Annotated in this window: 17 protein-coding genes; 14 read left to right on the plus strand and 3 right to left on the minus strand. The window is 68.9% G+C overall.

Annotated features, from left to right (window positions below; genetic code table 11):
* Window positions 1-71 precede the first annotated feature (71 nt).
* Complete coding sequence (locus ACFY2X_RS00870; protein ID WP_389930498.1) at window positions 72-674, minus strand: hypothetical protein; 603 nt, start codon at window positions 672-674, stop codon at window positions 72-74.
* Between the two features lie 233 nt (window positions 675-907).
* Window positions 908-1417 (minus strand): CGNR zinc finger domain-containing protein, encoded by a 510-nt coding sequence (locus ACFY2X_RS00875; RefSeq protein WP_389930502.1) that lies wholly within the window; start codon window positions 1415-1417, stop codon window positions 908-910.
* A gap of 105 nt (window positions 1418-1522) precedes the next feature.
* On the opposite strand from ACFY2X_RS00875, the gene ACFY2X_RS00880 reads away from it, so the two are divergent.
* From ACFY2X_RS00880 to ACFY2X_RS00890, 3 genes are all read left to right on the plus strand, one after another.
* Window positions 1523-2383: an alpha/beta fold hydrolase gene (locus tag ACFY2X_RS00880; protein ID WP_389930506.1), complete on the plus strand. Its 861-nt coding sequence runs from the start codon at window positions 1523-1525 to the stop codon at window positions 2381-2383.
* Between the two features lie 63 nt (window positions 2384-2446).
* Complete coding sequence (locus ACFY2X_RS00885) at window positions 2447-2929, plus strand: HPP family protein (protein ID WP_389930510.1); 483 nt, start codon at window positions 2447-2449, stop codon at window positions 2927-2929.
* Between the two features lie 178 nt (window positions 2930-3107).
* Window positions 3108-3779: a hypothetical protein gene (locus ACFY2X_RS00890; RefSeq protein WP_389930514.1), complete on the plus strand. Its 672-nt coding sequence runs from the start codon at window positions 3108-3110 to the stop codon at window positions 3777-3779.
* 218 nt (window positions 3780-3997) lie between these two features.
* On the opposite strand, the gene ACFY2X_RS00895 is transcribed toward ACFY2X_RS00890, so the two are convergent.
* The gene (locus tag ACFY2X_RS00895; protein WP_389930517.1) at window positions 3998-4609 is read right to left on the minus strand and encodes a TetR/AcrR family transcriptional regulator; all 612 of its coding nucleotides are present in this window, start codon (window positions 4607-4609) and stop codon (window positions 3998-4000) included.
* Window positions 4610-4711: 102 nt separating this feature from the next.
* Here ACFY2X_RS00895 and ACFY2X_RS00900 point away from each other — a divergent pair, with 102 nt between their 5' ends.
* The 11 genes from ACFY2X_RS00900 to ACFY2X_RS00950 all read left to right on the plus strand — a co-directional run bounded on the left by ACFY2X_RS00900 (window position 4712) and on the right by ACFY2X_RS00950 (window position 20064).
* The gene (locus ACFY2X_RS00900; protein WP_389930520.1) at window positions 4712-6202 is read left to right on the plus strand and encodes an MFS transporter; all 1491 of its coding nucleotides are present in this window, start codon (window positions 4712-4714) and stop codon (window positions 6200-6202) included.
* A gap of 65 nt (window positions 6203-6267) precedes the next feature.
* Complete coding sequence (locus tag ACFY2X_RS00905) at window positions 6268-7425, plus strand: arginase family protein (protein WP_389930524.1); 1158 nt, start codon at window positions 6268-6270, stop codon at window positions 7423-7425.
* Window positions 7426-8151: 726 nt separating this feature from the next.
* The gene (locus ACFY2X_RS00910; protein ID WP_389930528.1) at window positions 8152-8850 is read left to right on the plus strand and encodes a hemerythrin domain-containing protein; all 699 of its coding nucleotides are present in this window, start codon (window positions 8152-8154) and stop codon (window positions 8848-8850) included.
* Window positions 8851-8980: 130 nt separating this feature from the next.
* Window positions 8981-9919: a pyridoxamine 5'-phosphate oxidase family protein gene (locus ACFY2X_RS00915; protein ID WP_389930534.1), complete on the plus strand. Its 939-nt coding sequence runs from the start codon at window positions 8981-8983 to the stop codon at window positions 9917-9919.
* Between the two features lie 431 nt (window positions 9920-10350).
* Window positions 10351-13518 (plus strand): isoleucine--tRNA ligase, encoded by a 3168-nt coding sequence (gene ileS / locus ACFY2X_RS00920; RefSeq protein WP_389930538.1) that lies wholly within the window; start codon window positions 10351-10353, stop codon window positions 13516-13518.
* A 390-nt stretch (window positions 13519-13908) separates the two neighbouring features.
* Window positions 13909-14052 (plus strand): hypothetical protein, encoded by a 144-nt coding sequence (locus ACFY2X_RS00925; protein WP_389930540.1) that lies wholly within the window; start codon window positions 13909-13911, stop codon window positions 14050-14052.
* A 7-nt stretch (window positions 14053-14059) separates the two neighbouring features.
* Window positions 14060-14710 carry a nitroreductase family protein gene (locus ACFY2X_RS00930; RefSeq protein WP_389930542.1) on the plus strand — a complete coding sequence of 217 codons (651 nt, stop codon included), beginning with the start codon at window positions 14060-14062 and terminating at the stop codon, window positions 14708-14710.
* Window positions 14707-15537: an SDR family oxidoreductase gene (locus ACFY2X_RS00935; protein ID WP_389930545.1), complete on the plus strand. Its 831-nt coding sequence runs from the start codon at window positions 14707-14709 to the stop codon at window positions 15535-15537. Before ACFY2X_RS00930 ends, ACFY2X_RS00935 begins: the two co-directional genes overlap by 4 nt.
* Window positions 15538-15578: 41 nt before the next feature.
* The gene (locus tag ACFY2X_RS00940) at window positions 15579-17369 is read left to right on the plus strand and encodes an amidohydrolase family protein (protein ID WP_389930548.1); all 1791 of its coding nucleotides are present in this window, start codon (window positions 15579-15581) and stop codon (window positions 17367-17369) included.
* Complete coding sequence (locus tag ACFY2X_RS00945; protein ID WP_389930550.1) at window positions 17366-18589, plus strand: cytochrome P450; 1224 nt, start codon at window positions 17366-17368, stop codon at window positions 18587-18589. Before ACFY2X_RS00940 ends, ACFY2X_RS00945 begins: the two co-directional genes overlap by 4 nt.
* Window positions 18586-20064, plus strand: a complete 1479-nt coding sequence (locus ACFY2X_RS00950) for an AMP-binding protein (protein ID WP_389930553.1) — start codon at window positions 18586-18588, stop codon at window positions 20062-20064. Before ACFY2X_RS00945 ends, ACFY2X_RS00950 begins: the two co-directional genes overlap by 4 nt.
* The last annotated feature ends 76 nt before the right edge of the window (window positions 20065-20140 follow it).

The following is a 20140-nucleotide window of genomic DNA, read 5'->3' on the forward strand; positions in this document are numbered from 1 at the left end:
GGCCTCCGGGTGCGGTGTGGCAGCGACGGCGGGTGCGGGCGGGCGTGCCGCCGGGCCGTCGACCGGTGTCGTCAGCCGGTGACGTCGAGCTCGGCGCGCATGCCCCTGGCGTAGTGGCCGGGGAAGTTGCACACCAGCTCGTAACGGCCGGGGCGCAGCGTGAGCGTGACCCAGCTCATGGAGTGCGGGGCGATGCCCTCTCCCGCACCCGCGGCGCAGTCACGCGAGGCCTTGCCCAGGCTGCCCGCCTCGTCGATACGGTCGTCCGAGCCCACTTCCCGGTCTCCCGCTTTCTGCCCCGAGGCAAGCGGCAGCACCGCGAGCTCGTGAGCCATGACTCCCGTGTTGTACACCCGCAGGGACACCGTCCCCGCGGCGACCTTGGCCGGGGTGACCACCACGCTCATCCCCATGTTCTGCAGGTCGAGGCTGGGGCTGGGGCTCACCGTCCCGTGCGGACCGGCGCTGCCGTACGGGCTGGGACTGCCGCTCGCCATGCCCGATCCCCCGTCGACCAGCTTCACATCCACCACATGGCCGGGCAGTGGCGGCGCGGTACAGGACGGCTGAGGCGCTGCCGTCTCCGTGGCGCCCATCGCCGCCGGTTCGCCGACGAACGCGGTGAGCATGACCGCGCCCACCACCCCGGCAAGCCATCCGTCGTGAAGCCGCATCGGCCTCACCCCCGCACTTACGCGAGCCGTATTTCGTGCCCGCCCGTCTCCCGCGCACCCACTCCGCACTCGACCGGCGAGCCTCCTCCCCTCCAGGCTACGATCCATCCAACGATCATGACCCGGGACGCGCCTCGGTTCCCCCATGCTGACGACCGAAACGTGCACTTTTCTCACATCACTCCCATGAGCTGCCAAAACGCGCATCGCGCCCATCGGCGCGATGCGCGCCGTCAGGAGCCGGGCGCGCGGTGGCGTTGCTGGAACCGGACGGTCTTGGCGCGGTTGCCGCAGGCTTCCATGGAGCACCAGCGGCGGCTGCCGTTCTTGCTGATGTCGTAGAACCACAGCACACAGGCCGGGTTGGCGCATTTGCGGATCCGCTCGGGCCGCTCGCCGTACAGCCGGACGAGGTCGGCCGCCGCGATCCAGGCCGGGATCCAGGCGGGGATGTCGGCCACGACCTCCTCATGGACCTTTCCGTCACGCAGCCGGGGACGGCGCGAGCCCCGACTGAGGATCTCGTCGAGGGGGCCGTCGTCGCCACCGAGCGCGGCGCGGAGGGCCGTGCGCGTGGCGATCAGAGGCTCCCGGGCTCCGGGCGACGGGGACAGGCCGTGCTCTGCCAGCCATCGTTCCACCCCGCCGGGCTCGTCGAAGAAGTCCACCCAGGCCCCCTGGTCCACCCAAGCGGTGTTGACCAGGTCCAGCGCCATGGGCTCGCCCACCAGAGGTCTCGTCATGACTCCATTATAACCATCTAAATGAATTTGACTGGTTGGCAGGCGGCCTGCTAGCTTCACCGCATGTTCAACCGTTAAAACACCGATAGATGGTTGGAGAGAGTTGTGAACATCCGTCACCACACCGTCCGGATCGACGGTCTCGACGTCTTCTACCGGGAGGCGGGCGACCCCTCGGCCCCCACACTCGTGCTCCTGCACGGCTTCCCCACCTCCTCGATCGCCTACCGGGGGCTGATGGAGGAACTGGCCGGCGAATACCACCTGATCGCCCCGGACTATCCGGGCTTCGGTTTCAGCTCCGCCCCGTCCGTCACGGACTGGGAATACACCTTCGACCACCTCGCCGACGTCGTGGACAGGCTTCTCGACTCCCTGAGCCTGACCAGGTACGCGATCTACGTGCACGACTACGGCGCCCCCGTCGGCTTCCGGCTGGCCCTGCGCCACCCCGAGCGGATCACCGGCATCGTCACCCAGAACGGCAACGCCTACGAGGAAGGCCTGACCCCCTTCTGGGAGCCGATCCGGGCCTACTGGGCCGACCCGTCCAAGAAGAACGGCGACGCGCTGCGCGGCCTGCTCACCCGCGAGGCCACGCACTGGCAGTACGCCCACGGCGTGCCCGACACCTCGCTGGTCGATCCCGCCCTGGAGCTGCACGACCAGGCCCTGCTGGACCGGCCGGGCAACCAGGAGATCCAGCTCGCCCTCTTCCTCGATTACGGAACCAACCCGCCCCTCTACCCGGACTGGCAGGAATACCTGCGCACCCACCAGCCTCCGCTGCTGGCCGTCTGGGGCCGTGGCGATGAGATCTTCGGCCCTGACGGAGCCCGCGCCTTCAGCCGCGACCTGAAGAACGCCCGCATCCACCTCCTTGACGCCGGCCACTTCCCCCTCACCACCCGCCTGAAGCAGAGTGCCGCGCTGATCCGCGACTTCCTCCGCGGCCTGTCCGACTGACGGGAACCGCCCGGCCCGCACTCGCGGGCCGGGCCCCACCTTCGAGCCCGATGGAGAACTTCCATGGCATCCCTGTCCCCGGCCCGGCCCACCGTCGCCGCGGTCCTCACCACCACGAGCGCGACCATGGCCGGACTGCTATTGCTGGCCGCGGTGACCTCGGCGACCGACCTTCCGCTCTTCGCACTGCCGTTCGCGGCCAGCGCGGCCATCGTCGCCGTGGCACCGACCGCGCCGTTCGCCCAGCCGCGGAGCATCCTGGCGGGTCACCTCGCCGCCAGTGCGCTCGCCCTTGTGATCACCGCGCTCGCCGGGCCCTCGATCTGGGCGGCTGCCGTGGCGGCGGGGCTGGCCACCGCGCCCATGCTCCTGTTGCGCGCCCCGCATCCGCCCGCGACGGCCACCGCGGCCCTGATCGCGCTCACCGACCCGGATCCGGTCTTCCTGCTCAACCCCGTGCTCGCCGCCAGCCTGGTGGTCATCCTGGGCGGCGTCCTCCTGGGGCGCGTCCTGCCCGATCGCCGCTACCCCGCTTACTGGCGCTGACCGCCGGTCAAGCCGGGCGCCACCGACCCACGTCGCTGTGACCGAGCTCGATCAGGCTCGACGAAACCATCGCAAAGTGCTCAACGAACGCCATACGATCATGAGCTGCCCAATCTTACGAGTGGAAACGGCAGGCCTTACCGTTTCCACGTGCTCACCCGAAGGGGATCCTGCCGCCATGGCTCTTGTGTGGTGTCCCATCACCCCTGCGCTGGTCCACTCTATGACCGGCCTCGCCGGCTCCAGCTGGGATCAGGAGTCGTTGGACGCCACCTGGGGACGCACGGGGTGGCCGGCCCCTCCCGGGGGCTCGATCGCCCGCTACCTTGGCGATGTTCAGAACACGCCCGTGCTGACCGCCGGCGACTGGGACGTCGCCGTTCCCTGGGGCGGCGGTGTGAACGGAAGCCGGGTGAAGATGTTCGACGTGGCGTTCGCCCTCTATTACGAGCCGGACGACGAGGATCCTGACGACGAGGATCCCGAGGAGGACCAGGATCTGCTGGACCTGCCGGAGAGCACACCGTCCGAACGATGGCGTTTTGAGGAGTCGGCAACCCGGGAGCAGTTCGGCGCTGCTTGGCAAGCGGGCTTCGAGGTGGTGTCGGATCTGCTGGGACCCGCGGAGGTCGTAGGCCAGCACGGGGGCTCCGATGACTGCTGGCGTCACGCGACATGGCGGGTCGGGTCCCGGCTGATGATCGTCGCTCAGGGCGAGGACTTCATGTCGTACAGCCTCTACGAGAAGGCCGCCCTGCACGTGGTCGATTTCTCCGCCACCGAGGACATCCCGCGGGGTGATGACCTCTACGCCCTCCTGATGGGCGGTGTCGACCCCTCGTCGCCCTGATTGACGGCCCGCTGACGGTCCGGCGGTCATGCCCGCGATCGGCCCTTGCCGTACAAGATTTCCTCGTCTCCGGACAGCGTCAGCGCATCTCATCGGGGTGCCGACAGAGAGGGCCCGAGCGAGGGCGGGGAGCTACAGGGAGCTACGAGGAGGCGAATCCTGGCAGGCCGGGGAAACCTCCGACGGTTTCCCCGGGGTGGGTCTCATCGCCACCGGGCTCAGCTCACGTAGGCGCCGGCGCGGGCCGCGGCGGCGGCCGCGAGGGCGGCACGGTCGGCGGCCGCCTCGTCCAGGGGGTCGCCGCTGGCGAGCAGTCGGTAGTAGAGCGGCGCTGAGACGGCGCGGATCACCTCGCACGCGTCGGTTCCCGAGGGGAGCTCTCCCCGCTGGACGGCTTGTTCGACGCAGGAGGCCCATTCCTCGATGCGGATCTCATAGAAGCGGTGCAGCGCGGCGGCCGTCCGCTCGTCGCAGGTGGCGGCTGTGATCATCGCCTTGAAAAGCCTTCCCTGGCGCGGGTCGGTCAATGTGCGCTGCACCAGGCGGGCGTTGGCCCGCAGATCGCCGAGCAGGGAGCCGGTCTCCGCGCGCGGCAGTGACTGTTCCGCCATGTCCATCAGCAGATCGGCCACCAGGGCGGCCGTGGTTCCCCAGCGGCGGTAGAGCGTCGTCTTTCCCACGTCGGCGCGGCGCGCGATGTCGGCGAGGTCCAGGGCGGCGAAGCCCTTCTCCACCAGCGCGTCTCCGGTGGCCTGGAGCACCGCCGCCCGCACCCGGGCCGTGCGCCCACCGGGCCGGATCATGCCGGGCTCCGCACCTTCGTCATTCATAACGGTTCTCCAGTTCCTTTAAGGCGTTCCATTCTGCTACCGTCATCACATCTTAACGGAACCAGAGCACCGTTAGGTGTCTGGTGTTGCAGGAGGAAACCCATGTCCACGCTCGACCAAGCCCCACCGGCCATCACGACCCACCCGTCGGAGGTGCCAGAGAACGGCGCCGCGGCGGGCGGGCGGCAAGCACCACGCATGACGGGACGCCAGAAACTGGTGCTCACCCTGCTGCTCGGCGCCCAGTTCATGATCGCGGTGGACTTCTCCATCCTGAACGTGGCCCTCCCCGTGGTCGGAGCCGGCCTGCACTTCTCCCTGGCCGACCTGCAGTGGATCGCCACCTCCTTCGCCCTGGCCACGGCCGGCTTCACCCTGCTGTTCGGCCGGGTCGCCGACCTGTTCGGCCGCAAGCGCCTGTTCCTGGGGGGCATGGCCCTGCTCGGCGTGTCCTCCGTTCTCGGCGGCCTCGCCGTCTCCCCCGGAATGCTGCTGGTCGCCCGCGTGCTCCAGGGCCTGGCCACCGCCGCCGTCACGCCGGCCGGACTGTCCCTGCTGACCACCTCCTTCAAGGAAGGGCCGCTGCGGGAGAGAGCGCTCGGGCTCAACGGCGCCCTGATGTCGGCCGGATTCACCGCCGGTGCCGTCCTCGGCGGCCTGCTGACCGACTTGCTGTCCTGGCGCTGGGCCTTCCTGATCAACGTGCCCGTGGCCGCCCTCGTGCTGATCCTGGCCCCCTCCGCCATCGCCGACTCGCGCCCCGCCGCCCGTTCCCGGCTGGACATGCCCGGTGCCGTCACCGTCACCGGCGGCCTGCTCGCCCTGGTCTACGGCCTCACCCGGGCCGGGGAGAGCGGCTGGGGTGACACCGTGACGCTCGCCATGCTGGTCGCCGGTGCCGTACTGCTGACCGGATTCTGGTTCGCCGAGAAGCGCTCCGCCGCACCGCTGGTCCCCGTGCAGATCATGAAGCGGCGCACCGTGATCTGGGGCAACGTCGCCGGCCTGATCGCCTTCGTCACCGAGACCTCCCTGGTCTTCCTACTCACCCTCTACCTGCAGAAGGTGCTGGGATACTCCCCGCTGTCCACCGGACTCGCCTTCAGCGTCCTCGGCCTCGGCACCGTCATCGGCGGCACCCTCGGCGGCAAGACCGTCGGCCGGATCGGCAACCGCGCCACCATCGTCACCGGCGGCGTCATCCAGGCCGTCGCCACCGTCTCCCTGATCGCCCTCGGCACCTCCGGCGCCTGGATCTGGCTGCTGCTGGTGGCCACCTTCATCGGCGGCATCGGCAACATGCTCGTGATCGTCGGATTCATGGTCACCGCCACCTCGGGGCTCCCCGACCACGAGCAGGGCCTGGCCACCGGTCTGGCCACGATGACCCAGCAGGTCGGCATCACCATGGGCATCCCGATCATGAGCGCCGTGGTCACCGCCCGGATGACCGCCCTGGGCACCACCGGCCCCGGTACCGTCCTGTCCGGCGTCTCCCTCGCCATCCTGGTCAACTCCGCACTGGTCCTGGCCGGGGCCCTGCTCGCGGCGGTCTTCCTGCGGAGCGGCCGTGGCGGGACGGACGCGAGCTGAGCCGTCCGGCCGTAGACCCATCCGGACCACAGACCAGAAAGATCACGAAAACCAGGAAATGCGCGATGAACTCCCTGAAGCGAAAGCTCTCCACCGGGTTGCTCGTTCCGCTACTCGCGTTCGCCGCACCGGCGCCTCCGCCGGCATCGGGGAGGCGACCGTGCGGCTGCCCGCCGCGGAAGGCGCGCACGAGCTTCCTGGACGTGACCGGCAAACAGTGGCAGGCCATCTTCGAGCTCACCTTCCATCGGATGCGGCCGAGCAGCCGAAGGTGGATGGTCGAATCCCGGGTCGGGGCAGGGTTGACTGGACTGGTGAGAATCGATGTCCTGGGTGTCGGATTCAATTCCGCAGGGCTCGGCAACGGTGTGGCCCGGGCGCCGAAAGCGTTGCGCCGAGCCGGTTTGATCACACGAGCGGCGGCCTGTCACGAGGTCAGGGATGCCGGTGACGTCGCGTTCGGCAAGCCGGTACCGCAGCGTGGCGAGGTGTCGGGACTACTGGCTGAGGATGCGCTGACGTCCATGGTCAGCGGTGTCCGGCAGAAAGTTGAGACGATCCTGGCCGGTGACGGCTTCCCCCTGTTGATCGGCGGAGACTGCGCAGTGCTGTCGGGGGCGCTGGCCGCCTGCCGGGCGGTTCATGGCTCCGTCGGCCTGTTGTTCGTGGACGGTCATGAGGATGCCTGGCCTCCTGCGGACTCGACCACCGGTGAGGCCGCAGACTGTGAGCTGGGCCTGGCGCTTGGCTTCACAGCCGCCGACGTTCCGGCGGAACTGGCGCCTCTGCTGCGGCCGGAAGCCACCGCGTTGCTGGGCCCGCGTGATGGCGCGGAGCTCATCGAGTACGGAATCAATTCGTTGCGCGGATCGCTGTGGTTCGCCACCGACCGGGATCTCACCGGGCGGATCGCGGCATCGGTGGCCGACGCCATTGCGACCATTGAGATGTCCGCATCACATTGGTGGCTGCATGTCGATCTCGACGTTTTGGCCACCGGCCAGTTGGCCGCCGTGGACTACCCCCAACCTGGGGGATTGAACTGGGAAGAGCTGACCGAGCTCACCGCCATCGCGCTCCGGCGACCGGGCTGCACGGGCTGGTCGATCACCATTTACAACCCAGACCTCGACAAGGACGGGCACGAAGCAGCGCGCATCGTTCGCTACGTCGAAGAGGTGCTGTCAGCTGTTGCGCACACGCAGAACGCCACAGCGCCTTAGCGGGTGTTTGATCCTGGGAATTCTGTTCAGCGCAGCGCCTGGTCTATGGGAGAGCCGACGCCAAGGCGGCGGCCATTGAGATTGCCGACAACCTCTCGAACGCATACCCGCAGCTCGGACGGCAGGCATGCCGCGCCGAGCTGCGGACTTCGAAGGCATCCGCCGCCGAGTGACGGTACGAAGCGCCGCATTTTTTGATGAGACAGAAACCATTGCGCAAACTCGGCGCCCTGCGGTCGGCCGACCGACTGTTGCACTCTAAATATCCGCCCGAATCAGACAAACGCGACAGCCGCACAGAGGAGAGAACGGGATAATGCTTTACAAATAGGGATCAAACACCCATTAAGTGAGCCGGACTTGAGTACCAGGGGCGATACATGAGCTCTGCCCGACGGCCACACCCGCGACCATTAACGACCCTCGCTGATCACCGTGATGGCGCCAAGACACCGGACGCTCTGATTGCAGGAGCAGTTCATCAACCTGTAGCGCGATATTCGAACGAGGCGCTCCGGCCCGGCTTTGAATTTGCCTGTCGACCCCGCTAGTTTTCTCGGCGGAACGGTATTCGGGAGAGGGCCCGTTCTCGGAGATCCCTGCCCGGCGTCGCACCAACCACCCCGTACGTGACGCTGTCGCCCATTCGGCCGTGCAGACGATCCCGATCATCCCCGCCGTCGCCACCCGGGAACAGCTCACACCCCCCGATCACGGAGAGACCCGTTGCCCAGCGCCGATAACACCGGGAACACCACCATGCCCCCGGTCACGGTCGACCGCCCCTACACCCACGAGATGGTCATCGTCCACCGGGTGTTCCGCCGGGAGGCCGCTCTCATGCCGCGGCTCGTGCGCGCCGTACCGACCGGAGACTCCGCGCGGACCGCGAAGATCGCGGACTACGTGCAGGAGTACATGAACGGCCTCCACCACCATCACGGTCTTGAGGACGAGCTGATCTGGCCGCTGCTGCGGAGCCGGGCAGGGGCCCAGGACGACCTGGTGACTCGGATGGAGCTTCAGCACCACGCCATCGATGAAACGCTGGCGCAGGCGACCGCCCTCCTTCCCCGATGGCGGACGAGCGGCGGAGACCCCGCGGCCGGCGCTGAGCTGGCGGCAGCCCTCGACGAGCACCAGGCGGTGCTGACCGAGCATCTGGACGACGAGGAGCGGCTGGTGCTCCCGCTGGTCGCCGAGCACATGACCGTCGCCGAATGGGATCTGGTCGGAACCCGCGGCCTCGAGACACTTCCCAAGAACAAGGTGCTGATCGCGCTGGGCGCCATCCTGGAGGACGCCTCGGCCGAGGAGCAGGCGTACTTCCTGCGCAAGGCACCGGCCGTCGGCCGGCTGCTGTGGCGGCTCGTCGGCCGCCGCCAATACGCTGCGCGCTGTCGCGACCTGCGTGGCCCGCTCTAGCCGGAGCCGCGTCCGCCGGCGACGGACCACGGATCGCGACACTCTTCTTCGTTTTCCACCACCCCTTGCCGAATGACGAGATGACCACGCGCATGCGCTTACGCCGCCTCCTCCCCTCAGGAGCCGCCCTGTGACCACGACACCGATCGACCTTGAGGTCGGCGCCATCATCGATACCTACCGGACTTGCGAGTTCGTCACTCTCGGGGCTGACGGCACCCCGCTGACCTGGCCTACGGCGGCCTGGCGCCGGACAGATGGCACGCTGCTCGTCACCACCAGCCTGGCCTTCGCGCAGAAGGCGCTCAACGTCCGCCGGGACGGACGCGTCGCACTGCTCTTCTCCGACCCCACCGGCAGCGGCCGCGCCGACGCGCCCCAGGTTTTCGTCAGCGGAACCGCGACCTGCCCCGATGAGATCCGGACCGGGCCGGACGAAGCGGCCGATTACTGGCGTACGCTCTTCGAACGGCAACCGCACAGCCGAAGCTACGTCCGGGCCCCCGGCCGGTGGTTCATGGACTGGTACTACCTGCGGCTCTTCATCACCGTGACGCCCACCCGGGTCGAGGTGCGGCCACCGCTCGCCGAGTTGACCGCCACCGAACAGCCCGCGCCCGCGACACCAGCCGCCACGGACCTGCCCGGCGCTGACCTGATCGCCCGCTTCCCGAGCGCGGTCCTCGGCGCCCGGGACGCCTCCGGGGCACCGCTGCTGGTACGCACGCGGCCAAGGGCCACCGCCGACGGCTTCACCATCGTGACGAACGCCGCCGATGGCATCGTGCCGGGCAAGGCCAGCCTGCTCGTGCACCGGCACGACGAGCGGCTCAACGCCATGCACAACGCACTGATCCGCGGCGAACTTCGCGCCGACGGCGACCAATGGACGATGGTCCCGCGGAAAGTGGTCGAGCCGGCCGGATCCGGCCGCATCAGCGACGCGTTCCGCGTCCTGCGCGCCGCCCGCCGCTCCACGCTCCGCTACCTGGAGCGGCGCGGCCTGGCCCGGCCCCGGGTTCAGTGGGACCAGTTCCAGATGCTCGCCACATCCAGAAACGACGCATGACGCCGGCTGGGCGGGACGGCAGGGTCACCGGTCCTGCCGTCCGCGGCCCTCGCCGGGGTGCCGATAAGGCACCGACGAGCTTGGTGAGAAATCGATCGACCTGTTCCTTCAGAAGAGAACCCGGTTGGCGGAACACGGTAAGAAAATCCGATCCTGTCCGCGGAACCTCGTGACAAAACTCGTCGTCATCCGATCCTTCTTTCGGTATCGTTCTGCCTCATAGGCAAAGATCCGGCCATCACCGGGGAGCTTCCGGAAGAAACGGTCCGTGACGGCACTGGAGTAGAACCGGACGGGATCGGCCCGTTATAGCCGCCGAGAGAGGTCGCCCGCATTCCAGGCGGCAAGCGGGGTGGTACCGCGGCGCCCACGACCGGGCTGTCGTCCCCGTGCTGGAAAAGCCGGATCTGACAGCTCGAGGAAGTACATTCATGGCCGATCAGCCCAACCACGCCGCCTATCCGCAGGTTCCAGTCCAGCCCTCCTTTCCCGTCCTTGAAAGTGAGGTTCTGACCTCGTGGGCGACGGACGGCACGTTCCGCGCGTCCGTCGAGGCCCGCCCTGCCGGAGACAACGGCGACAACGAATATGTCTTCTACGACGGCCCACCCTTCGCCAATGGCCTGCCGCACTATGGACATCTACTGACCGGTTATGTCAAAGACGCGATCCCCCGTTATCAGACAATGCGCGGCCTGCGGGTGGAGCGCCGATTCGGCTGGGATACCCATGGACTTCCCGCGGAGGTCGAGGCGGAACGCCAACTGGGCATCGGACACAAATCAGAGATCGAGCAGATGGGCATCGCCGCCTTCAACGACGTCTGCCGCACATCAGTGATGCGGTATGCCGATGAATGGCGCAGTTACGTCACCAGGCAGGCTCGATGGGTGGACTTCGAGAACGACTATAAAACGCTCGACCTGCCGTATATGGAGTCGGTTCTCTGGGCGTTCAAACAGCTCTGGGACAAGGGTCTCGTCTACTCCGGCTTCCGGGTCCTGTGGTACTGCTGGCGATGCGAGACGCCCTTGTCGACCACCGAGACCAAGATGGACGACGTCTATCTCGACAGGCAGGACCCCGCCGTCACCGTCGGTCTGCGGCTGCACGCCCCGGGCGATGCCGAACTCGAAGGAGCGCTCGCGCTCATCTGGACGACCACCCCCTGGACGCTACCGTCAAACCTCGCAGTCGCCGTGCACCCGGACATCGACTATGTACTACTGCGGACGGATGCCGAGCACCGTTCCGAGCGGTACGTCATCGCCGCGGCCAGAGTCTCTCGCTACGCTCGCGAACTGGGCGAGGAACCGACGGTGCTGCGTCGGATGAAAGGCTCGGCGCTGCTCGGGCTCTCGTATACCCCGCCGTTCACCTTCTTCACGGGCCGGAAGAACGCTCACCAAGTGCTGCCGGCAGACTATGTGACGGTCGATGACGGCACCGGCCTGGTGCACATCGCCCCAGCATTCGGCGAGGATGACAAGGCCGTCACGGACGCGGCCGGGATCGAGGTCGTCGTACCCGTCGACGCGCGGGGTGAGTTCACCGCCGAGATCGCACCGTACGCCGGAATCCAGGTCTTCGACGCCAACCCGGCGATCATCCGCGATCTGCGTGACGGCGCTCCCCACGCGTCCGGTCTGCTGCTCCGGCACGAAACCTACGACCACCCGTATCCACATTGCTGGCGGTGCGGCAACCCGCTCATCCAACGCGCCGTCGACTCCTGGTTCGTGAAGGTCACCGCTTTCCGGGGCCGGATGGTGGAGCTCAACCAGGAGATCACCTGGGTTCCCGGCAATCTCAAGGACGGGCAGTTCGGCAAGTGGCTGGAAGGCGCCCGTGACTGGAACATCTCACGCAACCGGTACTGGGGATCACCCATCCCGGTCTGGGTCTCCGACGACCCGGCCTACCCGCGAGTCGATGTCTACGGCTCGCTGGACGAGATCGAGCGTGACTTCGGAGTGCGTCCCGTCGACCTCCACCGGCCCCACATCGACGAACTGACCCGGCCGAACCCGGACGACCCGACCGGGCGCTCCACCATGCGCAGGGTGCCGGAGGTACTGGACTGCTGGTTCGAGTCGGGCGCCATGCCGTTCGCCCAGGTGCACTATCCATTCGAGAACACCGAGTGGTTCGAGAACCACTACCCTGGCGACTTCATCGTGGAGTACAACGGACAGACCCGCGGCTGGTTCTACACCCTGCATGTCTTGGCCACGGCGCTGTTCGACCGGCCGTCGTTCTCCTCGGTCCTCGCCCACGGCATCGTCTTGGGCGACGACGGACAGAAGATGTCGAAGTCGCGGCGCAACTACCCCGACGTCAACGAGGTCTTCGAACGCGACGGTTCTGACGCGATGCGCTGGTTCCTGTTCTCCTCCCCCATCCTGCGTGGCGGCAACCTCGTGGTGACCGAGCAAGGCATCCGCGAGGGCATCCGTCAAGCGATTCTTCCTTTGTGGAACACGTGGTATTTCCTGTCGCTCTACGCCCGAGCCGCCGACAGGCGCGGCGCATGGCGGACCGACAGCCCGCACGTGCTCGACCGGTACATCCTCGCAAAGACCGCCTCACTGGTCGACATGGTCACGACCGCGCTGGACGACCTCGACATCGCGGGAGCATGCGAGCAGCTCCGGGATCACGCCGAGACGCTGACCAACTGGTACATCCGTCGTTCCCGGCGACGGTTCTGGGACGGCGACGCCGACGCGATCGACACACTGCATACCGTGCTGGAGATCACCACTCGAGTGGCCGCCCCGTTGCTGCCGCTCATGACCGAGCGGATCTGGCAAGGGCTGACCGGGGAGCGGTCGGTCCATCTGACCGACTGGCCCGGCTCCGGTGATCTGCCTCGCGACGACGAACTCGTCGCCGCCATGGACGGGGTGCGCCGAGCGGCGTCGGCGGCGCTGTCCCTGCGCGGCGCTCGCGGCCTGCGGGTCCGGCTGCCGCTGGCTCGGCTCACCGTGGCGGCAGTGGACGCCTCCGCGCTCACTCCCTTCATCGACATCCTGCGCGACGAGGTGAACGTCAAGGAGGTCGAGTTGACCACGGACGTGGCCGCGTACGGCCGATTCGAAATCACGGTCAATCCACCCGCCTGCGGACCCCGGCTGGGCCCGGACACGCAGAAGGTGATCCGAGCGGTCAAATCCGGGGAATGGCAGCGGAGTGGCGACGGCCGGATCGTCGCCGCCGGAATCGAACTCCTTCCAGGTGAGTTCATGGAACGGCTGGTCGCCTCCGACCCGGAGGAGACGGCGGCCCTGCCGGGCAACACCGGCCTTGTCGTGCTGGACACCGAGGTGACGCCGGCGCTGGCGGCCGAAGGGCTGGCCAAGGACGTCATCAGACTGGTCCAGCAGACACGCCGCGAGGCCGGCCTCGATGTGTCCGACCGCATCGACCTGACGTTGGACGCCTCCGAACAGGTGCTGGCGGCGGTACGGGCGCACGAGGAGATCGTCGCGGCCGAAGTGCTGGCCGTCACCGTCGGCTACGCCGCCGTGGCGGATCCGACTTTCACCGGAACCGTCGCTGACGGTGCGCGGGTGAGCATCCTCCTGCGACGCGTCTGACCTCATCCGATGGGCGTCCGCCCTCGGCCTTCCCTGGGCCGTGGGCGGACGCCCACGTCAAGCCTTCACCGCGCGCAGGGCGTCCGGCAGGCTCAGATCCCACCCCGAGGACATCGGAAGGCCCGGTGCCGAGTAAGCGCAAGAGATGCGCAGGGTCGGCTCGCCCAGCGGTGACGAAACACAGTATTACCAAGCGCTTGCTTGCGATAGCCGTACGGACTTAGAGTCGAGGAGATGTCCGTGACTCCTCCGCTCCCTGAAGAGAGCGGCTTCTCGCTTCCTTCGGCAGAGGTAGGCGACGGCCAAGCCCTGACCGTTTCAAACAAAGGAACCGTAACAGGGAAGCGATTCCCCTGCCGGGTAAGCCCGACAGTCCCTTCGCTAGACCTGATGGAGCTCACCGACCTGCCCGACCGCGGCGACAGGACGCAGTGGCCCGCGCTGAAGGCCCGCCTGGCCCAGACGTTCAAGTCGAAGACCAGGGCGGAATGGGAGGCGATCTTCGACCCCGATGGAGCGAATGAGGAGTGGTGAACGACCAATGAGCATGGATGTCTTCGAGGCTCTCTACACCACACGCGCGATGCGCCGGGTCAAGCCGGACCCGATCCCGCTCGAGGTGCAGCGCGCCATCCTGGACGCCGCGGTGCGCGCCCCCAGCGGCGGCAACCAGCAGAACTGGCGCTTCATGCTGGTCGACTCCCCCGAGGTCAAGGCCGAGCTCGGCCCGCTCTACCGGGACGGGCTGCGCCAGCTGTTCGACAGCTACTACAGGCCGCTGCTGGACCAGGCCGACGATCAGGCCCACCGCGTCTTCGCCTCGGCGCAGCACCTGGCCGACAACTTCGAGAACTACCCGCTGATGCTGTTCGCCTTCGCGCAGCACGACCCGAGCGGCGGCGGCTCGATCTTCCCCGCCGTCTGGAACGCCCAGCTCGCCGCCCGCGCGCACGCCGTCGGCACCGCCCTCACCAGCATTCTCGGCATCTTCCACCCCGAGCGGACGCTGAGCGTGCTCGGCGTGCCCGACGGCGAGGGCTGGTGGCTGGCGTGCACGGTGACGTTCGGCTACCCGACCGGCCGCTGGGGCGTCGCGCCCCGCCGCCCAGTGCATCAGGTGAGCTATCGCAACCGGTGGGGCGACCCGGTCGGCTTCACCGTCGACGAACCGTTGTGGAGGGAGCAGCCATGAACCTCGGCGGCCAGGGAGTGCTCGTCACCGGCGGCGGCAGCGGCATCGGGCTGGGCGTCGCCAAGCGCCTTGCCGCCTCGGGCGCCGCCGTGACCATCTGCGGCCGCACCGAGGATCGGCTGGCCGCCGCCTGCGCGGAGATCGGCAAGGCGAGCTACGTGGTGGCCGACGTGGCCGACGAGGAGCAGATGGCGGCGGCCGTACGGCGGGCGTGGGAGCACGCGGGCGGCCGCCTGGACGGGGTGGTCGCCTCGGCGGGCGGTTCCGGCTGGCTGGGCCCGATCACCCGGCTGCCGGTCGAGGAGTGGCAGAAGGTCATCGCGACGAACCTGACCGGCACCATGCTGGCGCTCAAGCACTCCGCCGCGCTGATGGCCGCGGCGGGCGGCGGCTCGTTCGTGGCGATCTCCTCGATCGCCGCCTCCAACACCCACCGCTGGTTCGGCCCGTACGGCGTGGCCAAGGCGGGCATCGACCACCTGTGCATGCTGGCCGCCGACGAGCTCGGCCCCAGCGGCGTCCGGGTGAACGCGATCCGTCCCGGCCTGATCCGCACCGAGATGGTGTCGATCATCACCGACGCGGAGAACCCGGTTCTGGCCGACTACCAGGCCTGCACCCCGCTGCCCAGGGTGGGCGAGGTGGCGGACGTGGCCGCGCTGGCGGCCTTCCTCCTGTCGCCCGAGGCCTCGTGGATCACCGGCCAGGTCATCAACGTGGACGGCGGCCACTCGCTGCGGCGCGGCCCCGACTTCTCCTCCTGGCTCGAACCCGCCTATGGCCGCGACGGCCTGAGAGGGGTGACACCCACCCAGACCCCATCCTGATATGTCCGGCGCCAGCGCCGGACATATCAGGAAATTTCAGCATGACCGCCAAATCGTCGGCGCGAGCGATGCGGCGGCTCCGTGACACTCCCCCACCGGAGCTGACCATGCACGATCTTGTCATTCGCGCCGCCACCGTCGTCGACGGCACCGGCGCCCCGCCGTACACCGCCGACGTCGCCGTCACGGACGGCCGCATCACCGAGGTCGCCCGCCGGAACGGCGCGGACCGGCCGGGGCGCGCCCGGCGCACCGTCGAGGCGGACGGGCTGCTGCTCACGCCCGGCTTCGTCGACCTGCACACCCACTACGACGGCCAGGCCACCTGGGACCCGCTGCTCGGTCCCTCGTGCTGGCACGGCGTCACCACCGTGGTCATGGGCAACTGCGGCGTCGGTTTCGCCCCTGCCCGGCCGGACCGGCGCGAATGGCTGATCGGCCTCATGGAGGGTGTCGAGGACATTCCCGGCACCGCCCTGTCCGAGGGGATCGCCTGGGAGTGGGAAAGCTTCCCCGAATTCCTCGACGCGCTGGAACGGCACTCGCACGCGCTCGACATCGGCACCCAGGTGCCGCACGGGGCGCTGCGCGCGTACGTGATGGGCGAGCGCGGCGCGCGCAACGAACCTGCCTCGCCCGACGACGTCGCCAGGATGAAGCAGCTGGTCAAGGAGGGCATCGAGGCCGGGGCGCTGGGGTTCTCGACGAGCCGGACGCTGGCGCACAAGGCGATCGACGGCGAGCCCGTGCCGGGCACGTTCGCGGCCGAGGACGAGCTGTTCGGCATCGGCGAGGCGCTGCGCGAGCTCGGCAGGGGCGTCTACGAGATCGCACCGGCCGGAGCCGCGGGCGAGGACGTCAACGCGCCGATGAGGGAGGTCGCCTGGATGAGCAGGCTGGCCGAGGCGATCGACCGGCCGGTGACCTTCGCGCTGCTGCAGATCGACTCGGTGCCCGACCTGTGGCGTGAGCTGCTGAGCGAGTCGGCCAAGGTGGCGCGGCTGCACCCACAGGTGGCCTGTCGGCCGTTCGGGATGCTGATCGGTCTGGAGGCGCTGCACGCCTTCGCCGACCACCCTTCATATCAGGAAATATCCACCTTGCCGCGCCACGAGCGTGTCCACCGCATGCGCGACCCCCAGGTCAAGCACCGCATCCTCCACGAGGTCCCGAAAGACGAGGACATGCTCGCGGCCCTCTGCCGCGGCTTCACCGACCGCCTCTATCCGCTGAATCCCGAAAACCCGGACTACGAGCCGCACCCCAGCACCTCCGTCAAGGCCCAAGCCGAGCGCCAGGGCCGCGAGCCGCTCGAACTGCTGTACGACCTCATGCTGGAAGACGACGGCCAGGCGATCTTCCTGCTGCCGATACTCAACTACGCCGACGGCAACCTGGATCCCCAGCGCGAGATGCTGCTGCACCCGCAGGCCGTACTCGGACTCGGCGACGGCGGCGCGCACTGCGGCTTCATCTGCGACGCCTCCATGCCCACCACGATGCTCTCCCACTGGGCGCGCGACCGCTCGCGCGGTGCGCGGCTGCCGCTGGAGCACGTCGTCAAGCTGATGTCGCGCGACACCGCCCGGCTGTACGGCCTGCACGACCGCGGCACGATCTCCCCCGGCATGAAGGCCGACCTCAACCTCATCGACTTCGAGCGGGTCGGCAACCACCGCCCGCGAATGGTGCACGACCTGCCCGCGGGCGGACGCAGGCTCATCCAGCGGGCCGACGGCTACGTCGCCACCTTCGTCGGCGGCACCCAGACCTTCTCGCACGGCGAGCACACCGGGGCGCTGCCCGGCCGGCTGGTCAGGGGCGGAGCATGAGCGAACTGTTCAGGACCACGGAAGCGGCGATCGCGGCCAGGAAGGCCACGGCCGCCGGCCACCGGACCGGCATCGACCTGCTCGACGGCGACATGTACGCGGACGACCCCTGGTCGCTGTACGCCTGGCTGCGCGAGCACTCCCCCGTCCACTACGACGAGGCGAACGACCTGTGGGGCATCTCCCGCCATGCCGACATCTCCGCCATCGAGCGCGATCCCAAGCTCTGGACCAGCACCGGCGGCTACCGCCCGCAGCTGCCGTCCGGCCCCTCGATGATCGGCATGGACGATCCGCAGCACGCCGAGCACCGCCGCCTCGTCTACCGCCGCTTCACCCCGCGCTACGTGCACGAACGCTACGCCGAACGGATCAGGACGGCGGTGGTCGAGCAGATCGGCCAGGCGCTGGAGGAGGGCACGGTGGACGCGGCGCCCGCGCTGGCCGCGCCGCTGCCCGCCCAGATGATCGGCTGGCTGCTCGGCTTCCCCGACGCCGACTGGCCCAAGCTCATGCACTGGTCGGAGACGACGATCGCGGCGGGGGGCGGCCTGCGCTACGTCACTCACGAGGCCGCGGTCGCCGCCGGGGAGTTCGGCCAGGCCGTGCTCGACCTGGCCGCCGAACGCCGCAAGTGCCCGCACGACGACCTCATGTCGCTGTGGTCGGCACGGCCCGACTACGACGACGAGCACCTGGCCAACGAGGCGCTGCTGCTGCTCGACGGCGGCGCGGAGACCACCCGCACGGTGATCGCCACCGCCATCGACGCGCTGATCAGGCACCCGGACCAGTGGCGGCTGCTACGCGATGACCCGTCGCTGGTGGAGAACGCGGTCGAGGAGTTCATCCGCTGGACCACCCCGATCCTCAACATGTGCCGCGCCGCCACCCGCGACACCGAGTTGCACGGCCACACCATCAGAAAGGGCCAGCAGGTCCTGCTCATGTACGGCTCGGCCAACCGCGACCCGGCGGTCTTCGCCGACCCCGACGTGTTCGACGTGACCAGGAAGCCGGGCGGCCACATCGCCTTCGGCCTGGGCACGCACTTCTGCCTCGGCGCGGCGCTGGCCAGGCTGGAGCTGAAGATCTTCTTCGAGGAGTGGGTGGCCAGGGTCGGCTCGGCCGCATGGGCCGACGCGGAGGGGCCGCGGCTGATGCGCAACTCGTTCGTGCGTGGCGTCACGTCCTTCCCGATCGTCCTGGAGGCGCGATGATCAACCTCGCGGACGTCTTCGAACGCGCCGCGGACGCAGTGCCCGACCGGCTCGCGCTGGTCGCGGGCGAGGTCCGGCTGACCTACCGCGAGCTGGACGAGCGCGCCAACCGGGTGGCGCACTGGCTCCAGATCCAAGGGGTACGGCCGGGCGAGCACGTGGCCATCCTGTCCTGGAACCGCGCGGAATGGCTGGAGAGCATGATCGGCTGCTTCAAGGCCAGGGTGGCGCCGGTCAACGTCAACTACCGTTACGTCGAGCGGGAGCTGGCCCATCTGCTCGGCGACGCCGACTGCGTGGCGCTGCTGGGCGAGGCCGACCTGCTGGTCAAGGCACCTTTCGACGGTCCCGTGCTGGCCTTCGGCGAGCCGTACGAGCGGGCGCTGGCGGGCGTGCCGGGCGGCAGGGACTTCGGGCCGCGGTCGGGGGACGACCCGTACATCCTCTACACCGGCGGCACGACCGGGCTGCCCAAGGGCGTGTTGTGGCGTTCGGAGGACATCTACCTCGCGGCGATGAGCGTCTACTCGGGGCCCATCGAGGATGTTTCGGAGCTGCGCTTCGGGCCCGAGGGGCCGCGCTTCCAGGTGCACGCGCCGCTGATGCACGGCAACGGGCAGTGGGGCACCTGGATCTGCCTGTCGGCGGGCGGCACGGTGATCCTGTGGACGGGGCGGCACTTCGATCCGGCCGCGGTGCTGGAGCTGGCCGAGCGCGAGCGGTCGCAGGTGCTGTCGTTCGCGGGGGACGGCATGGCCAGGCCGGTCGCCGACGAGCTGGGGCGCCGGCCGTACAAGCTGGAGGTCTTCTCGGTGGGGTCGGGCGGGGCGCCGCTGTCGGCGACGACGCGCGAGAAGATCCGCGCCGCGCTGCCCGACGTGATGATCGTCGACAACTACGGCGGGTCGGAGACGGGCGCGGTAGGGGCCGCCGCCGAGGAGGAGCGGCCCAGGTTCGCACTGGGTCCCGGCTTCGCCGTGCTCGGCCCCGATCACCTGCCGGTACGGCCGGGCGAGCAGGGCGTGCTGGCCAGATCAGGAAACATCCCGCTCTGCTATTACAAGGATCCGGTGAAGACGGCGAGCACCTTCGTCACCGGGCCGGACGGGACCCGCTGGGCGCTGCAGGGCGACCAGGCGATCCTGCACGAGGACGGCACCGCGCTCATGCTCGGCCGGGGCTCGATGGTGATCAACACCGGCGGGGAGAAGGTGTTCCCCGAGGAGGTGGAGATCGCCCTGCGCAGCCACCCGAAGGTGTACGACGCGCTGGTGGTCGGCACGCCCGATCCGCGGTTCGGCCAGCGGGTGACAGCGGTGGTCGCAGGTGAGGTGACGCTGGAGGAGCTGGCCGAGCACTGCCGCGGGCGGCTCGCGGGTTACAAGATCCCGCGAGCGCTGCGGATCGTGCCCGAGATCAAGCGGACGCCCGTGGGCAAACTTGACTACGCGTGGGCGCGGACGTTGTTCACGTAGTCCTTCAGCGTGACCGGGCCGTGGGGGCGGAGGCCCGCGGCGTTCAGCTTGGCCGGGCGGCGGGTCAGCCCATCCC

Source organism: Streptosporangium sp. NPDC000396, from assembly GCF_042898655.1.
In the GTDB taxonomy this organism is placed as follows: domain Bacteria; phylum Actinomycetota; class Actinomycetes; order Streptosporangiales; family Streptosporangiaceae; genus Streptosporangium.

What these genes read in the sequence shown, in the direction of transcription:
- ACFY2X_RS00870 (WP_389930498.1), bottom strand. Translation starts at nt 674, where the DNA reads ATGCGGCTTCACGACGGATGGCTTGCCGGGGTGGTGGGCGCGGTCATG.
- ACFY2X_RS00875 (WP_389930502.1), bottom strand. Translation starts at nt 1,417, where the DNA reads ATGACGAGACCTCTGGTGGGCGAGCCCATGGCGCTGGACCTGGTCAAC.
- ACFY2X_RS00885 (WP_389930510.1), top strand. Translation starts at nt 2,447, where the DNA reads ATGGCATCCCTGTCCCCGGCCCGGCCCACCGTCGCCGCGGTCCTCACC.
- ACFY2X_RS00890 (WP_389930514.1), top strand. Translation starts at nt 3,108, where the DNA reads ATGGCTCTTGTGTGGTGTCCCATCACCCCTGCGCTGGTCCACTCTATG.
- ACFY2X_RS00895 (WP_389930517.1), bottom strand. Translation starts at nt 4,609, where the DNA reads ATGAATGACGAAGGTGCGGAGCCCGGCATGATCCGGCCCGGTGGGCGC.
- ACFY2X_RS00900 (WP_389930520.1), top strand. Translation starts at nt 4,712, where the DNA reads ATGTCCACGCTCGACCAAGCCCCACCGGCCATCACGACCCACCCGTCG.
- ACFY2X_RS00905 (WP_389930524.1), top strand. Translation starts at nt 6,268, where the DNA reads ATGAACTCCCTGAAGCGAAAGCTCTCCACCGGGTTGCTCGTTCCGCTA.
- ileS (WP_389930538.1), top strand. Translation starts at nt 10,351, where the DNA reads ATGGCCGATCAGCCCAACCACGCCGCCTATCCGCAGGTTCCAGTCCAG.
- ACFY2X_RS00925 (WP_389930540.1), top strand. Translation starts at nt 13,909, where the DNA reads ATGGAGCTCACCGACCTGCCCGACCGCGGCGACAGGACGCAGTGGCCC.
- ACFY2X_RS00930 (WP_389930542.1), top strand. Translation starts at nt 14,060, where the DNA reads ATGAGCATGGATGTCTTCGAGGCTCTCTACACCACACGCGCGATGCGC.
- ACFY2X_RS00935 (WP_389930545.1), top strand. Translation starts at nt 14,707, where the DNA reads ATGAACCTCGGCGGCCAGGGAGTGCTCGTCACCGGCGGCGGCAGCGGC.
- ACFY2X_RS00940 (WP_389930548.1), top strand. Translation starts at nt 15,579, where the DNA reads ATGACCGCCAAATCGTCGGCGCGAGCGATGCGGCGGCTCCGTGACACT.
- ACFY2X_RS00945 (WP_389930550.1), top strand. Translation starts at nt 17,366, where the DNA reads ATGAGCGAACTGTTCAGGACCACGGAAGCGGCGATCGCGGCCAGGAAG.
- ACFY2X_RS00950 (WP_389930553.1), top strand. Translation starts at nt 18,586, where the DNA reads ATGATCAACCTCGCGGACGTCTTCGAACGCGCCGCGGACGCAGTGCCC.